The 26,174-nt window shown below is 40.2% G+C and carries 23 protein-coding genes; 22 read left to right on the forward strand and 1 reads right to left on the reverse strand.

From position 1 onward, the window contains the following. The first annotated feature begins 40 nt into the window (after positions 1-40). The 19 genes from B9A18_RS17450 to B9A18_RS17540 all read left to right on the forward strand — a co-directional run bounded on the left by B9A18_RS17450 (position 41) and on the right by B9A18_RS17540 (position 18,893). Positions 41-892 carry a UDP-2,3-diacylglucosamine diphosphatase gene (locus B9A18_RS17450; RefSeq protein ID WP_084290832.1) on the forward strand — a complete coding sequence of 284 codons (852 nt, stop codon included), beginning with the start codon at positions 41-43 and terminating at the stop codon, positions 890-892. Between the two features lie 29 nt (positions 893-921). After that, positions 922-1,908, forward strand: a complete 987-nt coding sequence (locus B9A18_RS17455; protein WP_084290833.1) for a glycosyltransferase family protein — start codon at positions 922-924, stop codon at positions 1,906-1,908. A 101-nt stretch (positions 1,909-2,009) separates the two neighbouring features. Next, positions 2,010-2,918, forward strand: coding sequence for a DUF6427 family protein (locus tag B9A18_RS17460; protein ID WP_235005362.1), 909 nt, complete (start codon positions 2,010-2,012; stop codon positions 2,916-2,918). Positions 2,919-2,992: 74 nt separating this feature from the next. Then, positions 2,993-3,745 (forward strand): type III pantothenate kinase, encoded by a 753-nt coding sequence (locus B9A18_RS17465; protein WP_084290835.1) that lies wholly within the window; start codon positions 2,993-2,995, stop codon positions 3,743-3,745. Continuing rightward, positions 3,708-5,027: a BamG family beta-barrel-assembly machinery protein gene (locus B9A18_RS17470; RefSeq protein WP_235005363.1), complete on the forward strand. Its 1,320-nt coding sequence runs from the start codon at positions 3,708-3,710 to the stop codon at positions 5,025-5,027. Before B9A18_RS17465 ends, B9A18_RS17470 begins: the two co-directional genes overlap by 38 nt. 18 nt (positions 5,028-5,045) lie before the next feature. Continuing rightward, complete coding sequence (locus B9A18_RS17475; protein ID WP_235005364.1) at positions 5,046-5,654, forward strand: hypothetical protein; 609 nt, start codon at positions 5,046-5,048, stop codon at positions 5,652-5,654. 72 nt (positions 5,655-5,726) lie between these two features. Continuing rightward, positions 5,727-7,823, forward strand: coding sequence for a peptidylprolyl isomerase (locus B9A18_RS17480; RefSeq protein WP_084290837.1), 2,097 nt, complete (start codon positions 5,727-5,729; stop codon positions 7,821-7,823). A gap of 73 nt (positions 7,824-7,896) precedes the next feature. Beyond that, positions 7,897-8,412 carry a DUF2480 family protein gene (locus B9A18_RS17485; protein WP_084290838.1) on the forward strand — a complete coding sequence of 172 codons (516 nt, stop codon included), beginning with the start codon at positions 7,897-7,899 and terminating at the stop codon, positions 8,410-8,412. Positions 8,413-8,440: 28 nt separating this feature from the next. Next, positions 8,441-9,217: a DUF3108 domain-containing protein gene (locus tag B9A18_RS17490; RefSeq protein WP_084290839.1), complete on the forward strand. Its 777-nt coding sequence runs from the start codon at positions 8,441-8,443 to the stop codon at positions 9,215-9,217. Positions 9,218-9,249: 32 nt separating this feature from the next. Further along, complete coding sequence (locus tag B9A18_RS17495) at positions 9,250-9,816, forward strand: DUF3109 family protein (protein ID WP_084290840.1); 567 nt, start codon at positions 9,250-9,252, stop codon at positions 9,814-9,816. A gap of 43 nt (positions 9,817-9,859) precedes the next feature. Then, positions 9,860-10,720: a glucose-1-phosphate thymidylyltransferase RfbA gene (gene rfbA, locus B9A18_RS17500; protein WP_084290841.1), complete on the forward strand. Its 861-nt coding sequence runs from the start codon at positions 9,860-9,862 to the stop codon at positions 10,718-10,720. 326 nt (positions 10,721-11,046) lie between these two features. Next, positions 11,047-12,303 (forward strand): L-fucose:H+ symporter permease, encoded by a 1,257-nt coding sequence (fucP, locus tag B9A18_RS17505; RefSeq protein ID WP_084290842.1) that lies wholly within the window; start codon positions 11,047-11,049, stop codon positions 12,301-12,303. Beyond that, positions 12,296-12,634 carry an L-rhamnose mutarotase gene (locus B9A18_RS17510; protein WP_084290843.1) on the forward strand — a complete coding sequence of 113 codons (339 nt, stop codon included), beginning with the start codon at positions 12,296-12,298 and terminating at the stop codon, positions 12,632-12,634. Before fucP ends, B9A18_RS17510 begins: the two co-directional genes overlap by 8 nt. Then, the gene (locus tag B9A18_RS17515) at positions 12,634-14,292 is read left to right on the forward strand and encodes a UxaA family hydrolase (protein ID WP_084290844.1); all 1,659 of its coding nucleotides are present in this window, start codon (positions 12,634-12,636) and stop codon (positions 14,290-14,292) included. Before B9A18_RS17510 ends, B9A18_RS17515 begins: the two co-directional genes overlap by 1 nt. 9 nt (positions 14,293-14,301) lie before the next feature. Next, positions 14,302-15,066 carry an SDR family NAD(P)-dependent oxidoreductase gene (locus B9A18_RS17520; protein ID WP_084290845.1) on the forward strand — a complete coding sequence of 255 codons (765 nt, stop codon included), beginning with the start codon at positions 14,302-14,304 and terminating at the stop codon, positions 15,064-15,066. An 8-nt stretch (positions 15,067-15,074) separates the two neighbouring features. Then, positions 15,075-16,400, forward strand: coding sequence for an alpha-L-fucosidase (locus tag B9A18_RS17525; protein WP_084290846.1), 1,326 nt, complete (start codon positions 15,075-15,077; stop codon positions 16,398-16,400). Between the two features lie 15 nt (positions 16,401-16,415). Continuing rightward, entirely contained in the window at positions 16,416-17,273 is an 858-nt protein-coding gene (locus B9A18_RS17530) for a fumarylacetoacetate hydrolase family protein (protein WP_084290847.1), read from the forward strand. Then, positions 17,260-18,093, forward strand: a complete 834-nt coding sequence (locus B9A18_RS17535) for an amidohydrolase family protein (RefSeq protein ID WP_084290848.1) — start codon at positions 17,260-17,262, stop codon at positions 18,091-18,093. The genes B9A18_RS17530 and B9A18_RS17535 overlap by 14 nt, the downstream gene beginning before the upstream one ends. 11 nt (positions 18,094-18,104) lie before the next feature. Then, on the forward strand, positions 18,105-18,893 hold the full coding sequence (locus B9A18_RS17540; RefSeq protein WP_084290849.1) for an SDR family oxidoreductase: 789 nt from the start codon (positions 18,105-18,107) through the stop codon (positions 18,891-18,893). A 170-nt stretch (positions 18,894-19,063) separates the two neighbouring features. Here B9A18_RS17540 and B9A18_RS17545 read toward each other — a convergent pair whose 3' ends face one another. Then, on the reverse strand, positions 19,064-20,839 hold the full coding sequence (locus B9A18_RS17545) for an aminopeptidase P family protein (RefSeq protein ID WP_084290850.1): 1,776 nt from the start codon (positions 20,837-20,839) through the stop codon (positions 19,064-19,066). Positions 20,840-21,077: 238 nt separating this feature from the next. Here B9A18_RS17545 and B9A18_RS17550 point away from each other — a divergent pair, with 238 nt between their 5' ends. The 3 genes from B9A18_RS17550 (at position 21,078) to B9A18_RS17560 (ending at position 26,167) form a co-directional block, all read left to right on the forward strand. Continuing rightward, positions 21,078-21,611 carry an RNA polymerase sigma factor gene (locus B9A18_RS17550; protein WP_235005365.1) on the forward strand — a complete coding sequence of 178 codons (534 nt, stop codon included), beginning with the start codon at positions 21,078-21,080 and terminating at the stop codon, positions 21,609-21,611. 158 nt (positions 21,612-21,769) lie between these two features. Next, complete coding sequence (locus B9A18_RS17555; RefSeq protein ID WP_235005366.1) at positions 21,770-22,696, forward strand: FecR family protein; 927 nt, start codon at positions 21,770-21,772, stop codon at positions 22,694-22,696. Positions 22,697-22,927: 231 nt separating this feature from the next. After that, positions 22,928-26,167 carry a TonB-dependent receptor gene (locus B9A18_RS17560; protein WP_235005367.1) on the forward strand — a complete coding sequence of 1,080 codons (3,240 nt, stop codon included), beginning with the start codon at positions 22,928-22,930 and terminating at the stop codon, positions 26,165-26,167. The last annotated feature ends 7 nt before the right edge of the window (positions 26,168-26,174 follow it).

Raw genomic sequence — 26,174 nt, forward strand, 5'->3', positions numbered from 1 at the left:
GAGCTTGCAAATTTGTAATGTAAAATAGTATTTGCAATACATGTCTAAACGAGAAGTTGAAATTGCTGTAATTTCTGATGTACACCTGGGTACTTATGGCTGTCACGCTAAAGAATTATTGAAGTACCTCAAAAGTATCAAACCTAAAATGCTGGTTTTAAATGGAGATATCATAGATATCTGGCAGTTTAGTAAAAGGTATTGGCCAGAATCCCATATGAAAGTAGTGAGGAAGCTGATGAAATTTGTAGTTGAGGGTGTTCCGGTTTATTATCTGACCGGTAACCACGATGAGCTGCTGCGGAAATTTGCTGATATGCATATGGGGGCATTTCACCTGCAGAATAAACTGATCGTAGAGGTAGACGGTAAAAAGGCCTGGTTCTTTCATGGGGATGTGTTTGATGTAACTATGCAACATTCTAAATGGCTGGCTAAATTGGGCGCTGTAGGTTATGATACTTTAATCCTGATCAACAGTTTTGTGAATTGGTGTTTGTCGTTGATGGGACAGGAAAAAATGAGTTTTTCAAAAAAAATCAAGGCAAAGTTTAAGGATGCCGTGAAATTCATCAATGGCTTTGAAGAAACTGCTGCTGAACTCGCCGCTGAGAAGGGCTATGAATACGTAGTTTGTGGGCATATTCATCAACCCGAAATGAGAACAATTGTTACAGAAAATGGTGAGGTAACTTATTTGAATAGTGGTGATTGGGTTGAAAATCTTACTGCTCTTGAATACTATGACAAGTCATGGAAGGTCTTTAAATATGAGCAGAAGGACTTTGAAAAAGATGAGGTGGAGGAAGGTGATTTGTCGGACGGTGAAGATCTGCATGGCAAACTCAATATCCATACACTATTGCAAAAGATTAAATTAGAAATTGTCTAATGCTTAAAATTTACTGATATTCGGTGCGAATGAAGATACTTTACGCCATACAGGGGACAGGCAATGGACATATTAGTCGGGCGAGGGAGATTGTGCCCTTATTACAAAAGTATGGGGATGTTGATTTACTGATCAGCGGTACGCAGGCCGACGTTAAACTGGTACAGGAAGTAAAGTATCAGTTGCATGGCTTTAGTTTCGTTTTTGGTAAGAAGGGTGGGGTGAACCACTACGAAACCTGGAAAACAATGAACCTGCCGCGTTTTGTAAAAGATATGCGCAGTATTCCGTTAAAAGATTACAATCTGATTCTTAATGATTTTGAGCCGGTAACGGCATGGGCTTGTAAAACCCAGGGAATTGAAAGTGTGGGGCTGAGTCATCAGGCCTCTTTTCAGTCGAAGCGTGTGCCAAAGCCTAAAAGCATCGACTGGGCACAGCTGGTCATGAAATATTATGCTCCTGCTACGCATTACGTTGGTTTCCATTTTGACAGGTACGATGATTTTATTTATACACCCGTAATCAGGGCAGAGATAAGAAATATGCAAACCAGTAATCTGGGACATTATACGGTATATCTTCCGGCAATAGATGATCAATATTTAGTTCCTTTATTGAAGCAAATCCCCCAGGTGCAGTGGCAAGTATTTTCTAAACACTGTAAGCAGGCTTATGTGAATGGTAACGTTGATGTGCGACCGGTTAATAATGAATTATTCAATAAAAGTCTGGCTTCATGTGAAGGTTTGTTTACCGGCGGAGGCTTTGAGGGCCCTGCTGAAGCTCTTTTTATGGGTAAGAAATTGTTGGTAGCCCCTATGAGGTTTCAATATGAGCAGCAGTGTAATGCCTATGCTTTGAAACAATTCGGACTGCCTGTAGTTTGGGGCAGCAATAAGAGCTGGCTTCCGATAATTAAAAAATGGGTAGAGCAACCGCAGGAACATCAGTTTCATTTTCCGGATGAAACCGCTGGGTTAATTGATAAAGTAGTAAAGCAGTTTGCCAGATAATTTGCTTTACTTTGCTTTTGTAAAGAGGCATGATCAATCAATTTAGAAATTTAAACCCTATAAACCTGCTCATTCTATTCGCATATACTTTTTTTATGCGAATGGCAATTTTTGCAGATCTTCCCGCTCAGCTGAATTTTGAGTTCCTGGAGTCTTATACCAGGTTTTTTATACCGATCCCCATGCAGAGCTTATTTTCTCCGGTGAGCAATGTCTTTTTTGCCGGGATCATCATTTTTATACAGGCTATCTTATTCAACAGGGTTGTAAATAATCATGGTTTGCTAAATAGACCGGGCTTTTTACCTGCATTGATGTACATAACGGGAGCGAGTTTATTTATGCCTTTCCTGGTGCTGAGCCCTACACTGATCTGTAATTTTTTACTGATCTGGATGATGGATAAATTCCTGAAGATCGGAAAATCACCGAATGCGATCATGATCATGTTTGATATTGGAATGATCATCGCCATTGGGACACTGATTTATTTCCCTTTTATCGTGATGCTGATCATGATATGGCTTGCCTTGCTATTGTACAGGTCTTTTAATTGGCGGGAATGGGTGTCTGGGCTCGTCGGTTTCTTAACTATTTTCTTTTTTGTAGGCGTTTTTTATTACTGGAATGATAGCTTGTCTATGTTTTACAAGATTTGGTTACCCCTTGGTAATAAATTCCCTTCAGTTTTTAAGATCAATTATAACGATTACCTGGTTCTGGTGCCTGTTTTGGTAATGATGGTATTGGCCATATTGCAATTACGGGAGAACTTTTTCAGGAGCTTTATCAGCACAAGAAAGGCCTTTCAGATGTTGTTTTTCATGTTTATTGTCAGCATTGCCAGTTTTTATACCAAGCCTGATTTCAGATTGTATCATTTTCTGTTGTGTGTGCCTCCGGGTACCGTTTTGTTAGCCTATTATTTCTCAAATGCAAAAAAGAGATGGTTTTATGAAAGCTTGTTCCTTGTTCTGGTTTTCGCCATTCAGTACTTTTTGTTTGTTTAACTTTTTTTAACAATTTGAGACCTTGAAACTAACTAAAGATTGATAGCTTTGCGTAATGAAGTTTGAAGGCGTTAATGCATAATCTGGTCATAGATATTGGTAATACAAATAGTAAACTGGCTGTTTTTGATGAGAAAACGTTGGTTCACTACCAGGTTCTTAAGCAAATTGTGCCGGCTGAACTGATCGGTATAATCAAACAATATGAGATCAGTAATTCATGTGTCTCCAGTGTTAGTGAGGATGCGTCTGAAGTAATTCATGTTTTGAAATCGAATACCAATTACATACCTTTCTCTACTCAGATTAATACAGGCGTAAAGAATAATTATGAGTCGCTTGCGACGTTAGGTTTAGATAGGTGGGCTAAAGTAATTGCTGCAAATGGTTATTATCCTAAACAAAATTGTTTAATGATAGATGCCGGAACTTGTATCACTTATGATTTGCTGAATGACCGGACTGAGTATTTTGGCGGTAGCATCAGTTTGGGTATCGATATGCGGTTTAAAGCGTTGCATCATTTTACCGGTAGATTGCCAATGGTAAAGTGGGATAAAGAGGCTGGGATTCCTAAGGGGAGAGATACCGATTCGGCGATCAAAAATGGTGTCTTACAAGGAGTAATTAATGAAGTTGAGGGTTTTATATCCTCCTATAATAAAGAAAATAATGGCCTGACGGTATTGTTAACGGGTGGTAACGCTGCTTTTTTGCTAGAACAATTAAAAAACAGCATCTTTGCGCCTCAAATTATACACGATCCATATTTAGTATTAAAAGGATTAAATGAAGTTATTGCATTTGAATATGTACAAAAAAATTAATTATATAGTAGCGGTAATGACCTTGTTAGCCAGTGTTACTGTTAAGGCACAGGTAACTTCTCAATCCCCATATTCGAGATATGGACTTGGTAATGTTAAAGGTTTGTTGCTGCCTCAGTTTCGGGCAATGGGTGGTATCTCTACCGCAATTTATAAGCCCAATACTTTTTACAGCAATATCAACATGCAAAATCCTGCATCTTATTCAGGTATTACCATGACTACCGTAGATATCGGTATGAGTGGTGGATTTAAGCAGTTGAAAAAGGACAACTTAACTGAAGGTAGCTTCAATTCAACGTTGAGCCATATTGCTTTAGCTTTTCCAATTAAAGCCGGACGTACTGGCTTAAGTTTTGGATTACTCCCATATACTGATCTTGGTTATGAGTTTAGCAATACCGGTAAACTGGATGGCGATACGAATACCGTAAGCAGATTGTATTCAGGAGAAGGAGGTTTAACAAAAGCTTATATGGGATTAGGTCAGCAGTTTGGTGATCATTTCAGAGTTGGTGTAAACGTAGAGTACGTTTTCGGAAACCTGGTTGAAAACCGCGCATTGGAACTTCAAAGTGTAGCCGCTGTTAACACCAAACAACAGGATAAGAACAGTGTAGGTGGTATAGGCTTCTCTTATGGTGCTCAATATGAGATTCCCCTGAGTGCTAAAAGCCGTATTACCCTTGGTTATTCAGGTTCTTCTCCATCTACCATCAATTCTAAGAAGACTTTCGTGGTAACCAGATATGTGAGACAGAACACAGGTGATGAAGGAACTGCAATTGATACACCGGCATTTGTAGAAAACGGTTCTGCAAAATTGAAATTACCTTTGGTACATAATTTTGGTATTGCGATACAAAGAGATAATAAATGGTTAATTGGTGCTGACTTTAGAACTGGAAACTGGTCTAAGTTAAGTATCGATGGGGTGAACAAGGGGCTTGAAGACAGCTGGGGTGCCTCAGTTGGTGGGCAGCTTACACCGGATATGACTTCAATAGGAAGTTATTTTAACAGGGTAGACTACAGACTTGGTTTTACTTACGATAAGACCTATATCAAAGTGGTTAATCAGGATATTAAGCAAATGGCTGTTACGTTTGGTTTAGGCCTGCCATTAGCATTCAACAGATTCGCTTTCCACAAGCTTAATTTAACTACAGAACTTGGAAGAAGAGGTACAGTTAGTAATGGACTGGTACAGGAAAATTATATCAATATCCATTTAGGGTTTACACTTAACGATACCTGGTTCAGAAGATTTAAGTTCGATTAATGAACTCATACTAAGGTTATGGAAACTTCATTTCGATTAAAAAATAGTTATACCTGGGCTAAAAGTCCGGGTATGATTTTTTGTATAGCTTTCCTTTGTGTTTTTCAGCTTTCACTTAGCTCATGCGGCGAAGATGATTTGAAGAAAGCAGCAAAGCTTACAAAAAAGGTAAACCTGGACACGAACCGTACCCTTGGTGTAGATATTATTTACAGTGACTCGGCAAAGGTTAAGGCGAAAGGATTTGCACCGGTATTGGATAAGATTACCCCTGCAACAGGAGCTATTTTTCAGGAAATGCCTAAGGGAGTTAAGATTCAGTTTCTGGATGATAAGATGAACATTACAGGTTCTATTACTTCTGATTATGCCATCATGAAGGAAACAGAGAAGCTTACCATTTTTAGAAGAAATGTGGTTGTAGTGAATCAGTCGCTTACTTTTAATACTGAAGAGCTGATCTGGGATGAGAAAAAGCAGATGTTTTTTTCGCCTCAGGGGATTGTAACGAAGCCTGATGGCTCTTTCGTCAATGCGGTTAATTTTAGCGCGCCTCAGGACTTCAGTTATTATAACGCCGGAAGCGGGTATGGAGAGACTTATATCGACGAAAAATTCGGCGAATAATTTAATGTTTTCTTTTTTTCGCAAAAGTTGTATCTTGCGCGCTCTTAAAAAAGAATTATAAATAAGAATATTATGGGATTAATGACATTTTTGCGGAATCGTGCCGGCTATATTTTGATAGGAGCCATCGGTTTTGCAATTGTTGCTTTTTTAGTTGGTGATGCAATTAACGTGGGTAAGCCTTTTTGGGCTGAATCACAAAAGGTTGTTGGAACAATTGACGGTGAAGAAATTAGCATAGATCAGTTTGGTCCGAAAGTAGACCAGAGTTTAGCTCAGTTTAAACAACAATACGGCGGTTCAGGTAATGCGCAAATGCAAGCTATGGCTGTTGATAATGTATGGCAAGGTGAAGTAGCTGGTATCCTTTTGGGTAAAGAGTATAGCCGTTTAGGCTTAACCATTTCTGGCGATGAACTGTTTGATTTGCTTCAGGGCAAAAATCCAAGTCCACTGATTGTTCAGTATTTTGGTAATCCTCAAACTGGTGAAGTAAACCGTGCTGAAGTGCTTAACTCATTAAAGCAACAAGATAAAAATCCTCAGTTGAAACAACAATGGGATCTTTTGCAAAGTGAAATCGAAAAACAAGCACTTCAAAAGAAATATGCCAATTTAATCAGTAATTCTGTTTATGTAACCACTTTGGAAGCAAATGACGAATATCAGAACCGTAATAAACTGGCGAGCTTCAAATATGCTGTTGTGGATTATGCATCTGTACCTGATGCAACAGTAAAATTGACGGAGTCAGATTATTCTGATTACTATAACGAAAACAAGAAACGTTTTGAAAACCCTACAGAAACGCGTTCATTTGAATATGTGGCGTTCAGTGTAAATCCTACAAAAGCGGATTCAGCTGCGGTTAAATCTCAGGTAGAGAAATTAGCTGCTGATTTCAGAACGGCTCAAAATGATTCATTATTTGCTGCGGTTAATTCCGATGTGAAAGTGCCTTACACTTACATGTCAAAAGGTAAATTAGATCCGGCTGTTGATTCAGTAGTATTTAACCTTCCTGCCGGCAGCTTTTATGGTCCTAAATTCTCGGGTAATTCTTATAAAATTGTGAAAGTTATTGATACCCGTTTTTCTCCGGATTCAGTAAAGGCAAGTCATATCCTAATCGATCCATCTAAACTTGGTGGTGTTGATAGAGCTAACAAATTAGCAGATTCATTAAGGACATTGGTTCAGAATGGTGTTTCTTTTGCATCGCTTGCTCAACAGTATAGCGTTGATGGTTCAAAAGATAAAGGTGGCGACCTGGGTACATTTAGCCGTGGTCAAATGGTAGCTCCATTTGAAGAAGCTGCATTTAATGGCAAACCTGGTGATCTTAAAGTGGTAACTTCTCAGTTTGGAGTACACTTAATTAAAATCGAAAAACAGGTTGGCTCTTCAAAAGTGGCTAAGCTGGCTTATATAGAAAAAGGTTTGGTTTCAAGTAACAAAACCAGAGATGCTGCTTACAAGAAAGCTAACAGTTTCCTTAATGAGGTTGAAAAAGGTGACTTTGCTGAGGTAGCTAAGAAAAATGGTCTAACTGTTGGTGTTGCTGATAAAGTTACGCCGACTCAAGGATTTGCACCTGGTTTAGATAACCCACGTCAGTTGATCCGTGATGCTTATGCTGCTGATAAAGGTGATGTGCTTAAAGAGGTATACCAAATGGATAATGCTTACGTAGTTGCTCGTGTAACTGATGTTAAGCCAAAAGGAATACTTTCTTTAGATGCGGTTAAAAAAGAAATTGAACCAATGGTTCGCAATGCAGTTAAAGCCAAAATGCTTACTGAAAAAGTAAATAAAGCATTAGAAGGTGCTTCTAAAATTGAGCAGGTAGCTCAAAAATTAGGTAAAACTGTAGCTCCGGTTGAAAACATTGTATTTGCTAACCCAATCATTCCGGGTGCTGCACAGGAAAATAAATTGGTTGGAACTGTTTTCGGTTCTCAGCCAGGAAAACTTTCTAAAGCAGTTGATGGTGTTCAAGGTGTGTATGTGTTCTCTGTAGATGGTTTTAGTAATCCAGCTCCTTTGGCTAACACTTACAAACAAAAAGAAATGATGATGCAGGCAAGCGCACAACGCTCTTTAGGCGCAGCGTTCCAGGCATTGCAAGATAAAAGCGAGATAAAAGACAATAGGGTGAAATTCTATTAGTCATATTTTACGTAATTTTGTAACCGGAAGTCATAAGGCTTCCGGTTTTTTTATATTTAATGATATTTGAAACATGGATATTCAGGAAAATTTCGTCAATAAAGTAGCGGCAAGTGGTTTGATTACCCTAAACCTGGAAGAGTATTATCATCCGGGCGAGCGTGTTGTTTATGATATTAAAGAAAACCTTTTTCATGGTTTGATGCTGAGGGAGAAGGATTTTAGGGAGTTTATTAAAACGCATGACTGGTCTGCCTATACAGGAAAGAACGTGGCTATAATTTGCAGTGCAGATGCCATTGTGCCTACCTGGGCTTATATGCTGTTGGCTAATAAAATGAAACCTTACGCCAATGAGGTTGTTTTTGGTAGCCTGGAAACATTGGAGTCGGTTTTGTTTACAAAGGCTTTGGCTAAAATAAATATAGATTCATTTGCCGGAGAGCGGGTGGTGATAAAGGGATGTGCAGATATTGATGTAACTGTTGCAGCCTATGTTGAAATTACGAATTTACTGACACCTGTAGTTAAGAGCATCATGTATGGTGAGCCTTGTTCTACTGTACCAATTTATAAGCGTAAAGATTAATTGGTTTACTTTTTGTTTAAACTTAGGCATGAGAAAATCCTTACTGGTTATTATTGGTTTATTCCTAAGTTTTAATATCCTGGCCCAGGAGCTTCCATTTGTTAAGGAACCTGTTTTTCAGGCTGGGGAAGTATTGAAGTATAAATTGAAATACGGCTTTATTACTGCTGCTGAAGGGACACTAAAAGTTCAGAATTCTGAACTTAAGTTTGATGGTAAGCCTACTTTTAAGCTGGTGGTAGATGGAGCCACATCAGGAACTTTTGATATCTTTTATAAGATAAGGGATCATTATGATTCTTTTATTGATAAGGATAATTTAAAGCCTTATTTTTATCAGGAGAATATACGTGAAGGTGGATACCGCAGACAGGATAAGGCCAGATTCCAGCAGGAGAATAAAAAGGTGATCGCTACACAGGCTACATTGAATACGCCTAGCAAGCAAACGTTCGACCTGGTGTCGGCCTATTATTTTGCCCGTAGTCTGGATATTTCGAAAATGAAGATAGGTGATTTTGTTAAGCTGAATTATTTTCTTGGCGATGAGATCAGTCAGCTCGAAATTCAGTTTGTAGGACGGGAAGTTGTGAAAACAAAACTGGGCAAAATAAAATGTTTGAAATTTAGTCCTTCTATAAAGCCAGGGCGGGTTTTTAGAAAAGATAGTAAGTTATACCTTTGGATAACTGATGATGGCAACAGGGTGCCTGTAAAGGCTCAGGTTGAGATTATTGTTGGTGCTGTAACCATGGAGATTAAATCGGCAGATGGATTGAAGTATCCGCTTGCCATAGTGCAATAATGAGCTTAAGTATTAAGCATAAATAAAAGGAAATGATAGAAGTACAGAATACGCTGGTTCATGAGGACGTCATTACGGAAAGTTTTGTATGTAACCTGAACAAATGCAAGGGCATTTGTTGTGTAGAAGGAGATGCGGGGGCACCGCTTGATGTAGCAGAGACCGCTATTCTCAAAGATATTTATCCAAAAATCAAACATTTGCTGGAGGCTAAAGGTATCGCTGCGATAGAAGAACAAGGTACTTCGGTGGTGGATGCTGATGGCGACTTAACTACACCATGTGTGGACGGTAATAAAGAATGTGCCTATGTAACATTCGAGAACGGGATCACTAAATGTGGGATAGAGAAAGGCTATGAGCAGGGCCTGGTTGATTGGCAAAAACCAATTTCCTGCCATTTATACCCAATTCGTATCACGCAATATCCTGAATTTGAAGTGTTAAATTACGACAGATGGCATATTTGTCATGATGCTTGTTCATTTGGCCGTGAGTTGAAAGTGCCTGTCTATCAGTTTTTAAAAGGACCCCTGATCAGAAAATACGGTGCGGAGTGGTATGCTGAGTTGGAAAATAGTGTATCTTCGGGTAAGTAATACCTATACAATCGAATAAATATTAACCTCAAATACATTTAACTTGAAAGGAATAATTCTAGCTGGTGGAAGCGGTACAAGACTACATCCCTTAACTCTGGTCATGAGTAAACAGATGATGCCTGTTTATGATAAGCCGATGATCTATTATCCATTATCTATTTTGATGCTTGCGGGCATTAAGGAGATTCTGATTATCTCAACACCGCATGATCTGCCAAATTTTGAAAAATTATTAGGTGATGGAAGCCGTTTGGGCTGTAAGTTCTCTTACGCCGTGCAGGAACAGCCTAATGGTTTAGCACAGGCCTTTGTTATTGGTGCTGATTTTATTGGTAACGATAAAGTCGCATTGGTGCTTGGTGATAATATATTTTATGGCGATGGCATGTCGAGGCTTTTACAGGCCAGCGCAGATCCTGATGGTGGTGTTGTATTTGCTTACAGGGTTTCTGATCCTGAACGTTACGGTGTAGTAGAATTCGATGAGCAGAATGTAGCCATTTCTATTGAGGAAAAACCGGCTCAGCCGAAGTCGGACTTTGCAGTCCCGGGACTGTATTTCTATGATAACAGTGTAGTGGAAATTGCTAAAAACATTAAGCCATCTCCGCGTGGAGAATATGAAATTACTGATGTGAACAAGGTTTACCTTGAACAGGGTAAATTAAAGGTAGGTGTATTGAGCAGGGGAACAGCCTGGTTAGATACAGGTACTTTTGCTTCATTGATGCAGGCTGGCCAGTTTGTGCAGGTGATCGAGGATCGTCAGGGATTAAAGATCGGATGTATTGAAGAGGTTGCTTACCGTATGGGGTACATTGATAAAGAACAATTGAGAACTATTGCTACGCCATTGGTGAAGAGTGGTTATGGGGAGTATTTACTTAAAATAATAAAATAACCATTCTCCTCAACAGCTGCATTGCTTCGCTGAAAAAGCGAAGAACGCTAAGGCTGTTTCTGAGAAGGTAATTTTATTCTTAAAGCAGGATGCATAGATTAGTTTATGCAATGGAGTTTAAAGCGTAAAACCTGCTTTGTATAGAATTTAGAGCTTCGGGAAACCGGGGCTTTTTTTGTTTAGAAATTTGCCTTCTTCAGGCAAAAATTCAGATCTTTGCACCTTATGGTTGTTTTATATGCCAAAATCGCATAATCATATGATAATATCATAAAATAATTGAGGCTGGAATATACGTTATTTGAATAACCAAATACTTAAACCAGATGACGAAGAATAAATATCTTTTCCCTTTTATCATGATCACCTCACTTTTCTTTATGTGGGGTTTTGTACATAACCTAGATCCGATCCTTATTCCGCATTTAAAACGGTCATTTAGTTTATCTACATTGCAAGCCTCACTGGTTGATTCAGCGGTATTTATTGCTTATTTCGTGATGGCATTACCTGCCGGGTTCATCATGAAAAAATATGGATATAAGACCGGGATTATTATCGGACTGGCATTTTTTGCTTTAGGCTCATTCTTATTTATTCCTGCTGCCAATACGCAGTTATATATATTCTTTTTAGGAGCACTTTTTATCATTGCCTGCGGACTTACCATACTCGAAACGGCGGCGAATCCGTATGCTTCCTTGCTCGGGCCTCCTGAGACTGCAACCTTCCGCTTAAACTTTGCGCAAACTTTTAATGGTCTGGCCGCTACATTGGCACCAATGGTTGGGGTAAGGGTAATTTTAATCAAAGGGGCTTCAGATGAGGAATTGAATAAGATGACGGAGTCTGCACGACAACTGGCATTAGCTTCTGAAGCTTCTTCAGTAAAAACACCTTACTTGATTTTAGGAAGCATTATCCTCGTAATCGCGGTCATATTTATCTTTTTAAAATTGCCTGAAATTGTAGAAGAGGAAGAGAAGCAAGATGAAAAAACCGGAATATTGCATGCTTTACGACACAGACATTTAAGCTGGGCCGTGGCCGCACAATTTTTTTATGTTGGTGCGCAAGTATGTGTATTTAGCTTCTTCATATTGTACGCAACCGAGGCTGCAGGTATAGATCAGCAAACAGCAGGAGACTATGCAGGTTATGGAATGGGACTGGCTTTTCTGCTAGGCAGGGTAATAGGAACCTTCCTCATGAAATTCATTAAAGCAGAATCATTGTTGGTTATTTATTCATTGATCAATGTGATTTTATGTGGGATTGCGATTACCTCTGGAGGTACACTTGCGCTGGTTTCAGTGATTGGGATAGCCTTTTTTATGTCTATTATGTTTCCTACTATATTCTCCCTCGGTATCAAAGATCTTGGCAGAGATACCAAACTGGGAAGTAGTCTGATCATCATGTCGATTGTTGGTGGTGCCATATTACCACCAGTAATGGGATATATAAGTGATGTGACCCATAATATTCAGATTGGATATATCGTGCCCCTCGTATGTTTTGTGGTGGTACTCTTGTTTGGCTTAAAAGGACATAAAGTTGTTAAAAGTGTAAATTATGAATAAAAGATATTGTTTGACACTGGACCTGATACCCGACGATCAACTAATCGCCGAGTATGAGAAAATGCATCGAAAAGTATGGCCTGAGATTATAGAAAGTATCAGGTCATCAGGAATTGAAGATATGGAAATATACAGGACGGGAAACCGGTTGTTTATGATCATGGAGGTAAATGAAGCGTTCAGTTTTGCTGATAAAGCAGCTATGGATGCAGGTAATGAGAAGGTGCAGGAATGGGAAACTTTGATGTGGAAATATCAGCAGGCGGTACCAGGGGCTAAGCCTGGCGAGAAATGGATAATGATGGATAAAATATTTGAGTTAAACGGATAATGTTAGAAAATACAATAAAGAGTTTTTTACAAATCCACCCTGACGATAATGTGTTGGTGGCTTTGCAGAATTTGTCGAAAGGACAAATAATTACGTGGAATAACCAGTCGATTACTTTAAAGGATGATATAAATGCGAAGCATAAGTTCTTTATTGATGATTTGAATATAGGTGGCGAAGTATTCATGTATGGGGTGCTTGTCGGAAAGGCTACGGCTTTTATTCCGCAGGGCGGATTAATGACAACATCCAATGTGCATCATGCTTCGCAGGATTACGCTTACAGGAATGTGGATTACCAATGGCAGGTTCCTGATGTTACCGCGTATAAGGACAGGACTTTTAATGGTTACCATCGTGCTGATGGTCGGGTTGGTACTGCAAATTACTGGCTTTTTATTCCCACTGTATTCTGTGAAAACAGAAACCTGGATGTGATAAAGGAAGCTTTATACAATACGCTGGGTTATACCGTAACGGATAAGTATAAGCACTTTACTGAGCAGTTGCTGGAAGCTTATCAGGCCGGGCAAGATCTTACTTCATTTAAATTGGATGAACTTGCTCCTGTTGAACCGCTTAAAAAACGTGTTTTTAAAAACGTCGATGGGATTAAATTTTTAAATCATCAGGGCGGATGCGGTGGAACCAGACAGGATGCTGCATTGCTGAGTCAATTGCTTGCGGCTTACGCGGATCATCCTAATGTTGCCGGGATTACGGTATTGAGTCTGGGTTGTCAGCACCTCCAAACACAAGATTTCCTGGATGATGTTAAGAAAAGAAATCCGGCATTTGATAAACCTGTCTTAATATTTGAACAGCAACAAAGCCAAAGTGAAGAACAGCTGATCAAGGATGCTATTCTGAAGACTTTTGTGGGCTTAACAGATATCAATAAAAACGAGCGGAAACCAGCTCCTTTAAGCAAATTATGTGTAGGTGTTAAGTGTGGTGGCAGTGATGGTTTTAGCGGGATATCTGCTAATCCTGCGGTTGGATATACTTCAGATTTATTAGTAGCTTTAGGCGCGAAGGTATTGCTTGCGGAGTTCCCTGAGCTTTGTGGCGCTGAGCAAAATTTAATAGACCGGTGTGTAAATGAACCAACAGCAGAGAAATTTATCAGACTGATGCAGGAGTACGATGCACAGGCACATGCTGTGGGCTCAGGCTTTCACATGAACCCATCCCCGGGAAATATTAAAGATGGTTTAATTACTGACGCTATAAAAAGTACAGGTGCAGCTAAAAAAGCGGGGACTTCTCCGGTAGTTGATGTGCTTGATTATACAGAGCCGGCAACTAAGCCGGGATTGAGTTTGGTATGCACCCCTGGAAATGATGTGGAAGCAACGACAGGGAAGGCTGCAAGTGGAGCAACTTTAATTTTATTTACTACCGGTTTAGGTACCCCTACAGGTAATCCTGTTTGTCCGGTAATTAAAGTAGCTACCAACACGGCGCTGGCTACCAGAATGAGTGATATTATTGACATAGATACGGGTGCTATTATCCGTGGAGAGAAGACCATAGAAGAGGTAGGAGCAGAGATCCTGGAATATTGCATTAAAGCGGCAAGTGGTGAAGTTATACCAAAGGCTGTCCAGCTCAATCAGGACGATTTTATACCATGGAAAAGAGGCGTTTCATTATAATTATAAAGGATGTTTAGTTTAAAAGGAAAATCAGCAGTTATTACAGGTGGTGGAAGTGGGATTGGAAAAGCCATATCAACACTTTTTGCCAAACAAGGGGCTCACGTACATATTATAGAATTAAATGCAGATGCAGGTTTGCAAACTGTTAGTGAAATTGAAGCTGCCGGTGGATCTGCTAGTGCTTATGGTTGCGACGTAAGTAACCAGTCGGCCGTTGTGGAAATATTCAACCAAATTGGTACAATTGATATTTTGGTGAACAATGCGGGTATAGCCCACATTGGCAGAGCCGATAATACCAGCGAAGCTGACTTTGTAAAAGTATTTGATGTAAATGTTAAAGGAGCTTACAATTGCCTTTTTGCTGCAATTCCTGCAATGAAGGTGCAAGGTTCCGGAGTAATCCTTAATATGGCTTCCATTGGAGCTGTAGTAGGGATATCAGACCGTTTCGCTTACTCCATGAGTAAGGGTGCGATTTATGCCATGACGATGTCTGTGGCCAGAGATTATATGGCGGAAGGGATCAGATGTAACAGCATATCACCAGCCAGGGTGCATACACCTTTTGTTGATGGTTTTATCGCTAAAAATTATGCGGGACAAGAAGCTGAAATATTTGAAAAATTATCGAAAAGTCAGCCTATTGGTCGCATGGGGAAACCTGAAGAGGTAGCCTCACTTGCTTTGTATTTATGCGCCGATGAGTCGGGTTTTGTTACCGGAAATGACTATCCATTGGATGGAGGATTTATTAAACTCAATAACTAACACGCCATATGAAACGATTTTTTAGCTTATTAATATTTATTAGTGCTTCGCTTGGCTTAAGTGCACAGCAGTATGTACCGACTTCCGCTAATCTTGCTGCCCGAAAAGAGTTTCAGGATATGAAGTTCGGCATGTTTATCCATTGGGGCGCCTTTAGCGTACTTGGTGATGGAGAGTGGGTAATGACTAATAAGAATATTAAAGTTGGAGATTATAAGCGGCTGAAAGATATTTTTAACCCTACAGCTTTTGATGCTGAAAAGTGGGTGACAGCGGCAAAAAATGCTGGAATGAAATACATCACCTTCATTACACGCCATCATGATGGATTTAGCAATTGGGATACTAAACAATCCGATTGGAAAATCACTGAGACACCATATGGAAAGGATGTTCTTGCGCCCCTGGCTAAGGAATGCCATAGGCAGGGAATAAAATTATTCCTCTATTATTCTTTGCTGGACTGGTCGCGCAACGATTACCAGTATGCTACAGGTAAAACTGGAAAGGGGACCGGACGCACTGAGAAGGATGATTGGAACAATTACATTGCTTTTATGAAAGCCCAGTTAACGGAGTTACTAACCAATTATGGAGAGATTGGCGGCATATGGTTTGACGGTCACTGGGATCAGTTGGATAACGACAAGGATAAGTCACTAAAGTCGAAGGTCGACTGGCACTATGATGAGATTTATGCCCTTATCCATAAATTGCAGCCGCAATGTATGGTTGGTAATAACCACCATTTATCTCCTCTGCCTGGCGAAGATTTCCAGATGTTTGAAAAGGATTTACCAGGGTTAAATACGACAGGCTTTGGTGGGGCAAGCATCTCACAGCTTCCGTTGGAAACCTGCGAAACGATGAACAATTCATGGGGATTTAACATCACAGACAGGAAGTATAAGTCGGTAAAGCAGCTTATTCATTACCTCGTAAATGATGCCGGAAGAGATGCCAACTTCCTGTTAAATGTTGGTCCGATGCCTAATGGTGTAATTCAGCCTGAAAATGTAGATACTTTGGCTAAAGTGGGCGACTGGATGAAGGTATACGGCGCTAGTATTTATGGCACCAGAGGGAATGTTATTGAGGTGCAGGACTGGGGTTTAATAACTTCAAAAGACAAAACTTTATATGCGCATGTTATTCATAAAATAACTCAACCTTTTATTAACTTACCGAAGTTAAAGCAGAAGGTTGTTGCTGCAGCTCTAATGAAAGATGGTACTAAGCTGAAGTTTAAGCAAACAGCAGATCAGACAACAATATACTTGAATGGGGTGAAAATGGATGACATGGACACGATCATTGAATTGAAAATTAAATAGACATAAAATTATTACATGAAATTAATCAGATGGGGAGCCGCCGATCAGGAAAAAATCGGGGTAATTATTAACGATACCTGGTATGACACTTCGGCCTTTGGCGGAGATTACAACGAACAGTTTTTTAATGATAATGGGCTAGAGCGACTTGAAGAGTTTGTTAAAGCAAATGAGGGTAGCCTGATTGCTTTACCTGAAGGTACCCGATTGGGATCTCCGGTGGCGCGTCCTTCGAAAATAGTTTGTATTGGCTTAAACTATGCCGATCATGCAAGAGAAACGAATGCTGCAATTCCACCAGAACCGGTAATCTTTATGAAGGCAAGTTCTTCATTGGCAGGCCCTTTTGATGATATTGTTATTCCTAAAAACTCTGTAAAAACAGATTGGGAAGTTGAATTGGCCATTGTGATCGGTAAGAAAGCTTCTTACGTTGAGGAAGCTGAAGCACTTGATTACGTTGCAGGTTATGTTTTACATAATGATGTGTCTGAGCGCGAGTTTCAGTTGGAAAGAAATGGTACCTGGGATAAAGGAAAGGGCTGTGATACATTTGCACCATTAGGTCCGTTTATGGCTACCAAAAGTGAAATTGCTGATGTAAACAACCTTCGCCTTTGGCTTACCGTAAACGGTCAGAAAATGCAGGATGGCAATACCTCGAATTTTATATTCAATGTACCTTTTGTGGTGTCTTACGTAAGCCAGTTTATGACTTTGTTACCGGGTGATGTAATCTCTACAGGAACCCCTGCAGGTGTAGGATTGGGCTTTAACCCACCTGTATACCTTAAAGAGGGAGATGTGGTGGAATTGGGTATTGATGGCTTGGGTACTTCTAAGCAGTTGGTAAAGAATTATGTTAAAAATTGATGCCCACCAGCATTTCTGGATTTATGATGACGTAAGGGACAGCTGGATCTCTGAGGAGATGGCTGTGCTGAGGGCTGATTTTATGCCGTCTCAATTGCTGGCCGAACTTCAGCAACATCATTTTGACGGGAGTGTCGTTGTGCAGTCAGATCAATCCTCTGAAGAGAATCTTTTTCAGATCAAAAATGCTAAGCATCATGATTTTGTTAAAGGGATTGTGGGTTGGGTAGATCTACAGGCTGAAGATATAGAGGACCAGTTGTCGGGCTTAACTGAATACGATAAACTGAAAGGTTTCAGACATATTCTGCAAGGTGAAAAGGATCGTGCATTAATGCTTAAGCCTGCATTCTTAAATGGGATCAGCAAACTGAAGTCGTTCAATTATACCTACGATGTTCTTATTTTTCCAGATCAGCTGAAGTTTGCCGCAGAACTGGCAGCGAAATTTCCTGATCAGCTTTTTGTGCTCGACCATATTGCCAAGCCTGATATTAAAGGCAGTTCAATAGCGGAATGGAAAAAGGATATCATCGCCCTGGCTCAACATGAAAATGTTTACTGTAAAGTATCCGGAATAGTTACCGAAGCAGATTGGGCAAATTGGAAAGATGAAGATTTCAGGCCTTACCTGGATGTAGTTTTTGAGACCTTTGGTATTGCGCGACTGATGTATGGTTCCGATTGGCCTGTATGCCTTGTCGCGGCTTCATACCCGCAGGTAGTAGGATTAATGGAGGGTTATACCTCGCAACTTTCTTCAGATGAGCAGGCGCTCTTCTGGGGGGGCAATGCAACAAGATTTTATAATTTAAAATAAGCTAGCGATCTATGGATTTGCAATTAAAAGATAAAGTAGTAATTGTTACCGGGGGTGCCAAGGGCATTGGAGAAGGTATTGTGAGGGTGTTGGCCAAAGAAGGGGCGATTCCTGTCATTGTGGGTAGGAATGAGCAGGATAATTTGAAGCTGGCCAATGATATTATTGCCAATGGTGGACAGGTTTTTCAGCTTACGGCAGAATTAACCAAGCCTGAGGCTGTTGCAAAAGCTATTGAGCTCGTAATTGAAAAGTTTGGGCGTATTGATGGATTGGTAAACAATGCCGGCGTAAACGACGGTGTAGGGCTGGAAAGCGGTAACTACGATAAGTTTGTAGAGAGCTTACATAAAAATGTGATTCATTATTATTTAATGGCACACCATGCTTTGCCAGCACTCAAGGCTTCAAATGGTGCGATCGTTAATATAGGCTCAAAGGTGGCTGATACCGGCCAGGGTGGGACTTCTGCCTATGCAGCATCAAATGGTGCCAGGAATGCTTTAACGCGCGAATGGGCTGTAGAATTGCTGCCGTATGGTATTCGTGTAAATTCTGTTATTGTAGCGGAATGTTATACGCCATTGTATCAAACATGGATTAACTCTATTCCGAACTCTGAAGAGAAACTCGCTGAAATTAAAGCTAAGATTCCTTTCGGGCAAAGGATGACCACAGCAGAAGAGATTGCAAATGCTACGGTTTTCTTGCTTTCCAATGCGTCTAGTCATACTACCGGGCAACTGGTCTATGTAGATGGGGGATATGTGCACCTGGATAGGTCGATTAGTCCTGCATAAAAAATATTCTTTATTCTAAAAAAGCTGATACACTATTCTAAGGCTGGAATCTTTTTAATTCTTTAAGAAGAATTAAAAACTTCCTAGGCCTTCTCATAGCATATCAGCTTTTTTTGTGAAAACTACTCAGGTATTTTCGTTAGAAAGGTATAGTGTAATGTATGCAGTAATTATATCGCTTTAGTTTCAGCTTTTAACCATTCAGCTTCTTCAGCATTTAACATCGGGCTAAGCTTCTCGAATGTCAAAGCATTATAGCTATTTAACCAATCAATTTGCGATTGCTCCAATAGCTCTTTTTTCACAATTTTAGTGTTTATAGGCGCAATAGTTAAAGCTTCGAAAGCATAAAATTCGTTAAACTCATTGCTGATATCCTGAATTGTATTTACCAGGTTTTCGATACGGATACCGTGTTTCCCCGGGCGATAAACACCGGGCTCAACAGAAGTGATCATACCCAATTCAATGGCTACTGGAGTAGCTGTAGGGTTAAAAGTCTGAGGACCTTCATGTACATTCAGGAAATAACCAACACCATGACCCGTCCCGTGTCCGTAATTGATGGCATAATCCCATAATGGTTTTCTGGTGATGGCATCAATCTGATAACCGCAGGTACCTTTAGGGAAACGAACTTTACATCCGTCGATCATACCTTTTAAAACCAAGGTGTAATCTGTGCTTTCTTCTTCTGTATTGTTACCCATAGGAATGGTACGGGTAATGTCTGTCGTTCCGTAAAAATACTGACCCCCTGAATCTACCAGGAATAGGCCTTCAGCTTTTACTTCAACATTGCTTTCTTCTGATGCACCATAATGAGGTAGAGCGCCATGAGCTTTGTAAGCACTGATCGTAGTAAAACTATCCCCCACAAAACCTTCTTGTTGTTCTCTGAATTTACGTAATTCAGCTGCAGCAGAAAGTTCTGTAATCGTGATTTTTCCGATGTGCTCAGAAAGCCATTTTAAGAAACGGGTAATGGCAACACCATCTTTAAGCATCGCTGTTCTTGTATTAGAAAGCTCTGTTTCGTTTTTAACTGCTTTTAAGTTTGTCGAAGGGTTCGTGTCTTTAATAATCCTTACAGAGGCTGGTACCAGCTTATAAAAAGCAAAGCAATTGCGTTTTGGATCTATAAAAATAGAACTGTTTTCAGGGATGTTTGATATAGCCTGTGCAACTTGCTCATATGGTAATATCTCTACACCGCTTTTCAATAAGGTTTCTTTTTCTTCAGTTGTTAGTTTATTGCGGTCTACAAATAAAGTCGCCTGATCCTGATTGATCAGGGCAAAGCTTAGTACTACCGGATTGTAACTTACATCTTTACCGCGGATGTTGAATAGCCAGGCCATGTCATCCAGAGAAGAAACGAGATGATATGCTGCACCTTGTTTTTGCAATGCTGCTCTAACCTGTTCCAGTTTCGATTTTACAGACTGGCCGATATGTTTATCCTCAATTAAAAATGCTTTTTCAGTAGGTAATGCAGGTCTGTTTTCCCAGATTGGACTTAAGTAATCTTTACTGGTCAGACTAATACCTTTAGCCGAAAATTGTTGTGTCAGCAGGTCGCCCAACAATACAGATAACAATTTATCATCAGCAGCTACTGTAGCGCCTTTGCCTAACTTTTCAATTAACCATTGGATATATTCAGGAGCATGTTGAACCTTTTGCTTCATCAACTCAAAACCACTATCCTTTAATTCGTCTGCAGCCTGCTCAAAATAACGGAAGTCAGTCCACAAACCTGCGTGATCATGTGTAATAACCAATGTTCCTGCAGAGCCTTTAAAGCCGGACGTAAAAGGGATACATTTATAATGATGAGGTAAGTATTCACTAATATGAGGGTCAGCAGAGGGAATAATGTATGCTTGTACATTGTCTGCCTTCATTTGATTTCGTATTTCGTTCAGTTTTTCCTGATAAGTCATATTTAGCTTTTTTATGTTCAGTAGTATACTCGCAAATCTATGAATTTATTCTTTTTAAGTATACATCAACAGTTTCTGATCAGCCGGGCCTTTGTCCCTTATTTCAGAATTCTGTTAAAATTGTTTAACTTTCCGATCAATAATCGGATCTGTTGCTGTTTATTAATAAAATCTACTAGATTTGTAGAGTATGCGATTGTCCAATCAAGGCGAAATAGAATTACTAAAAAAAATTACATTGCAAGACGCAGAGGCATTTGCTCAGTTGTACAACTTGTATGTAAAAAAAATATATGCCTATACTTTGGGGATCCTTAAATCGCCAGCCCTTGCCGAAGATGTAACTCAGGATACTTTTGTTAAATTATGGGAACATGCTTCGTCCATTCAAACTGATCGTCCTTTTCAGCCATTCCTTTTTACTATTGCCCGAAACCTATCGCTAAATATAATTAAGCGAGCTTCAAGAGAAACCTGGATTTCCGACGAAATATTTGGACAAGCAGTGCATCAGTCTGAAAACGGTTTGCAGTACACGGAGCGGAAGCAAACCAGTGAGTTTATGGGTTTGGCTGTTGATCAGCTTCCTCCTAAGCGCAAGGCTATATACGACCTTTGCCGGAATTATGGATATTCTTATAAACAAGTAGCCAAGAAACTGGGCATCAAAGACAGCACAGTAAATAGCCAGATGGTAAAAGCAATTAAGACCATTAAGGAATATATGATCCGAAATGGGGCCTTACTGTTGTTCCTATTCAGTCGGTTTTAGTTTTTCAAAAAAAAGGATATTTATTTTTCATTGGAGTAAATGTACCGGCCCTGTTAATTGTAATATAATAAACAGGCAAAGAAAAATTGGAAAATCACGTTAAGCAATTATTTATAAACTTCATACTAGACCGCTGTAGCCCATCTGAAATAGAAGAGGTGAAAACATTAGTCGGAACAGGTCGTTATGAAGTAGAGTGGCGTCAGGCACTCGAGGCTACAGAGCAGGAGTTTGCCCATAGAGAATATCCTGATCTGAATATAAATGAAGCCGGGCTTTTTGAGAAAATAAATCAATCCATTGCAACCAGATCATCTAGGAAAAGGCAGAAAAACCTGACCTGGATAGCTGCTGCCGCAATGCTGTTGCTGGTAGCAGGGATAGGTCTGATACAATTAACGACAGGAGAACGGCCACAAAAAGTAGCCGCAATAAAAAGCCTCGCTCCGGGTAAAAGCTCCGCCCGTAAATGGGTTAAATTACCAGATGGAACTTCCGTTCAGCTAAATCACGATAGCTATCTGGAATATGCTGATACTTTTGAGGGTAAAGCTTTCCGTGAGGTGCGCCTCATAGGAGAAGCTTATTTCGATGTTAAACACGATGCCAGGCATCCTTTTGTAATTTATACCGGGAAAATTAAAACAACAGTTCTGGGCACTGCCTTTAACATTAATGCCTACGATGCAAATGATGCGGTAACTGTAACTGTAACCAGGGGAAAAGTTCGGATTGAAGATGAAAAACGAGTGTTAGGGATATTAACCCCGGATCAGCAGTTGGCCTGGAACGCTAAGTCGCCTGAACCTCTAAAAATAAAAGTGAATGCTACGGAGACCATCGAATGGAAAAAGCAGGATCTGATCATGGATGATATAACCCTTGATGATGCGGCGCAAATGATTGCTGAGCGCTATGGTGTCAAAATTCAGTTCAGTAATGAAAAGGTAAAGTCCTGCCGTTTTACAGCGGCCTTTCTAAATAGAAATGACATCACACAAGTGTTGAGTGTAGTAGGGGATATCACCGGGGCAACACTCACACTAAAGAATAATACGGTTACGATCGATGGGCCGGGATGTTAAATAATCAAAAAACCTAAACAACCAGAAATGAACAACAAGGCATCACCATAATATTTATACGCCAAACCAAAAGAAGCAAACCCCGGGTGCAACCGGAGTTTGCGGATGGTTTCAATTTTCATATCAGTTCCAACTAAAACCAACGCAATGTATTACAATTCTACTCGTTTTGCAAGCCGGTGTGTCCCGGCATTTTACGCTCCGTTTTTTATTAAAAAATTAAGATTTTTTATGAAAGTAAACGCGATCCTCTTATTGGTCATTCTCTTTACCGTTAGCAGCTTAACGGCCTCGCCGGGTTCTGCTCAGACACTTTCCGACGTGAAAGTCTCCATTGACATCAACAAGGGAACACTTCGCAGTGCTTTTTCCCAGATAGAAAAACAAACCGACTTTAGGTTTGCTTACCGCAATGAGCTGATCTCTTCTGTTAAGGACGTCACCCTTAACGGAGAAATCCGTTCTGTAAAAAGCACACTGGATGAGTTGTTAAAAGGGACGGGTTTAAATTATAAACAGGTCAACAATAGTGTCATTATTTTTAAAGACGCGCCTGGCCAGACACTGGCCCGGGTTCAGGATATAACTATCAATGGTGTTGTCAAGGATGAAAATAACCTTCCATTGCCTGGTGTGTCTGTTAAAATAAAGGGAACAAACACCGGGGTTACTACAGACAATGAGGGTAAATACATTATACGGGTCGCGAATGAAAATGTGATACTTGTTTTTAGCTATATTGGCTATGTTACGGCAGAGGCCCCGGTAAAAAATGGGCGCATGACGAATGTTTCTTTAAGACCTGATGTGGGTACGCTTGATGATGTTGTTGTTATCGGTTATGGAACTACAACAAAAAGAAATAATACCGGATCGGTAAGTTCCATCACGGCTAAAAGCATTGCAAATCAACCGGTAGGGGACCCACTTGCTGCATTACAAGGGAGAGTGGCAGGTTTAGATATTTCTGTGGTTACAGGATACCCTGGTTCTGGATATAATGTGCGTCTGCGCGGACAGAATTCCATATCGTCAGGCAATGCGCCATTATATATTGTGGATGGAATACCATTTATTTCAGAAAGTTTAAGCCAGTTTACTGGAGCAAATGGAACGCAAAGCCCCTTGAGTAGTATCAATCCATCAGATATAGAACGAATTGACGTATTAAAAGATGCGGATGCAACCTCTATTTATGGATCCAGGGGTGCAAATGGTGTAATCTTAATTACCACAAAAAAAGGTAGATCTGGAAAGGCGGAAGTAAACATGAACGTATACCAGGGATTCTCCGCGGTGAATCATAAAGTTGATATGCTCAATACTGCGCAATATCTGGAATTAAGGCGCGAAGCCTTTAAAAATGATGCGGTCACGCCAACTGAAACGCAAGCTCCCGATCTGCTGACCTGGAGTAAGGATCTTGACCAGAACTGGCAGGAAAAATTATTTGGAAAATCTGCAGGTCTAACCGAAGCACAATTAAGTTTAAGCGGCGGAACTGAACAGACTAATTTTTTGGTTGGCGGCGCATTTCGCAATGAGAAATCCGTATTGCCAGGCAATACCGGTTATACAAGAGGATCCTTGAATTCTTCGCTGAATTACAATTCGCAAGACAATAAATTCAGAATGACCAGCTCAATAAAATCAGTTATTGACGAAAACAATTCGGCAATAACTGATTTGGCAGGTTCGTTTAATCTGGCGCCTAATATGCCGATATACGATGCAAAAGGCAATTATTATTGGTTTAACACTATTGAGCAGAACCCAATGGCTTTGCTCGAACGCACAAATGTGACCAATACCAATAATTTGTTTGTCAACACCTCATTGGCTTATACCATCATCAAAGGCCTGAATGCAAAATTAAGTGCTGGATATAACCGTTTGGAAACGAAACAAGTGCAGACGCTGCCTAAAATCAGTTTCAATCCCGTTAGCTATAGCGGAAGTACCGGAAACTACGGAAATGGCTCATTCAACTCTTATATCCTGGAGCCTCAGCTGGATTATTCCATTCAATTGGGAAAAGGCAATCTTTCTGCCCTGGCCGGCGGAACTTTTCAGCACAGCATTACCGAAGCGCAATCCTTGATCGGCGGCGGCTATGTGAGCGATGAACAATTAGAAAATATCAAAGCAGCAACGGTAGTCACACCACGTACTTATACCTACACCAAATACAGATATGCTTCTGTTTTCGGGCGCTTAACTTATAATTTTAATGAAAAATACATCATCAATGGTACATTCCGTCGTGACGGTTCCTCCAGGTTTGGACCTGGAAAACGATTTGGTAATTTTGGATCCGTTGGTGCAGCCTGGCTCATTAGCAATGAATCTTTTGTAAAAGATCAGCTGAAATTCTTGTCCTTTGCTAAATTGAGGACAAGTTATGGAACAGTAGGTAATGATCAGATCGGAAGTTATCAGTTCTTAGACAGCTGGTCCTCAACTTCACTTCCTTATGGCGGTTCTGCGGGTATTTATCCAAGTCGTTTCCCAAATCCCGATTACAGCTGGGAAGTCAATAAGAAGCTTGAGCTTGGAATTGACTTAGGATTTGTTCAGGATCGGTTTATGCTGACGGCGAACTTTTACCGCACCCGTTCAGGTAATCAGTTGATTGGCTACCCATTGTCGTCACAGTCCGGATTTACCGAATATACAGAGAATTTACCTGCAGTCGTGCAAAATCAGGGTTTCGAGTTCGAAATCACTTCAGCCAATGTGCGTGGCGGAAACTTTACCTGGAATACTTCCGCGAATCTGACCATTGCCAGGAATAAATTGATAGAATATCCAAACCTGGCAACAACGGCAAATTCAAATAAATATGTGATTGGACAGCCACTTACCATTGTGAAAGGTTATGATTTTACTGGCATAGATCCTGCCACAGGTATACCATTGTTCAGAGATGTGAATGGAGATGGCGCATTTACGGAAACGATGGATATGGTCGTGATGGGTAATACCATGCCGAGATTTTACGGCGGATTGTCGAATAGTCTGACTTACAAAAAAATTAGCCTCGACTTCTTTTTTCAGTTTGCTAAACAAGAGGGACCGGGACTTAACTATGGTTCCCTGGCTTCTTCTAATGGACTTTTGAAAAACAAAGATCTGAGTGCATTGGATAGATGGCAGCGCCCGGGTCAGGCGGCTTCCATTCCGGGTGCCAGCGCAACTTCAGGGAAGGCTATTTTTAATGCCAATCAAAACTTATATAGGTTTTCAAATGCCAATTGGGTAGATGCTTCCTTTATCCGGTTGAAAAATGTTTCCCTGAAATACAACCTTACGGATGTGATAAAGAATTCGAAATTTAAGAACCTGAGTGTGTATGTTCAGGCTCAGAATCTGTTTACCATCACCTCATACGATGGTTTCGATCCGGAAACAAAGGGTTATGCGTTACCACCATTAAGCGTTTATACTGCGGGTTTACAATTGGCATTTTAAAAAAAAG

Source organism: Pedobacter nyackensis (assembly GCF_900176505.1).
GTDB lineage: Bacteria > Bacteroidota > Bacteroidia > Sphingobacteriales > Sphingobacteriaceae > Pedobacter > Pedobacter nyackensis.

Excerpts from the sequence above, each read along its gene's own strand:
- B9A18_RS17520 (WP_084290845.1), top strand. The coding sequence starts at position 14,302 with ATGTTTAGTTTAAAAGGAAAATCAGCAGTTATTACAGGTGGTGGAAGT.
- B9A18_RS17545 (WP_084290850.1), bottom strand. The coding sequence starts at position 20,839 with ATGACTTATCAGGAAAAACTGAACGAAATACGAAATCAAATGAAGGCA.
- B9A18_RS17530 (WP_084290847.1), top strand. The coding sequence starts at position 16,416 with ATGAAATTAATCAGATGGGGAGCCGCCGATCAGGAAAAAATCGGGGTA.
- B9A18_RS17460 (WP_235005362.1), top strand. The coding sequence starts at position 2,010 with ATGGCAATTTTTGCAGATCTTCCCGCTCAGCTGAATTTTGAGTTCCTG.
- B9A18_RS17490 (WP_084290839.1), top strand. The coding sequence starts at position 8,441 with ATGAGAAAATCCTTACTGGTTATTATTGGTTTATTCCTAAGTTTTAAT.
- B9A18_RS17470 (WP_235005363.1), top strand. The coding sequence starts at position 3,708 with ATGAAGTTATTGCATTTGAATATGTACAAAAAAATTAATTATATAGTA.
- B9A18_RS17465 (WP_084290835.1), top strand. The coding sequence starts at position 2,993 with ATGCATAATCTGGTCATAGATATTGGTAATACAAATAGTAAACTGGCT.
- B9A18_RS17535 (WP_084290848.1), top strand. The coding sequence starts at position 17,260 with ATGTTAAAAATTGATGCCCACCAGCATTTCTGGATTTATGATGACGTA.
- B9A18_RS17455 (WP_084290833.1), top strand. The coding sequence starts at position 922 with ATGAAGATACTTTACGCCATACAGGGGACAGGCAATGGACATATTAGT.
- B9A18_RS17475 (WP_235005364.1), top strand. The coding sequence starts at position 5,046 with ATGGAAACTTCATTTCGATTAAAAAATAGTTATACCTGGGCTAAAAGT.
- B9A18_RS17510 (WP_084290843.1), top strand. The coding sequence starts at position 12,296 with ATGAATAAAAGATATTGTTTGACACTGGACCTGATACCCGACGATCAA.
- B9A18_RS17480 (WP_084290837.1), top strand. The coding sequence starts at position 5,727 with ATGGGATTAATGACATTTTTGCGGAATCGTGCCGGCTATATTTTGATA.
- B9A18_RS17485 (WP_084290838.1), top strand. The coding sequence starts at position 7,897 with ATGGATATTCAGGAAAATTTCGTCAATAAAGTAGCGGCAAGTGGTTTG.
- B9A18_RS17525 (WP_084290846.1), top strand. The coding sequence starts at position 15,075 with ATGAAACGATTTTTTAGCTTATTAATATTTATTAGTGCTTCGCTTGGC.
- B9A18_RS17515 (WP_084290844.1), top strand. The coding sequence starts at position 12,634 with ATGTTAGAAAATACAATAAAGAGTTTTTTACAAATCCACCCTGACGAT.
- fucP (WP_084290842.1), top strand. The coding sequence starts at position 11,047 with ATGACGAAGAATAAATATCTTTTCCCTTTTATCATGATCACCTCACTT.
- B9A18_RS17495 (WP_084290840.1), top strand. The coding sequence starts at position 9,250 with ATGATAGAAGTACAGAATACGCTGGTTCATGAGGACGTCATTACGGAA.
- B9A18_RS17560 (WP_235005367.1), top strand. The coding sequence starts at position 22,928 with ATGAAAGTAAACGCGATCCTCTTATTGGTCATTCTCTTTACCGTTAGC.
- B9A18_RS17450 (WP_084290832.1), top strand. The coding sequence starts at position 41 with ATGTCTAAACGAGAAGTTGAAATTGCTGTAATTTCTGATGTACACCTG.
- B9A18_RS17540 (WP_084290849.1), top strand. The coding sequence starts at position 18,105 with ATGGATTTGCAATTAAAAGATAAAGTAGTAATTGTTACCGGGGGTGCC.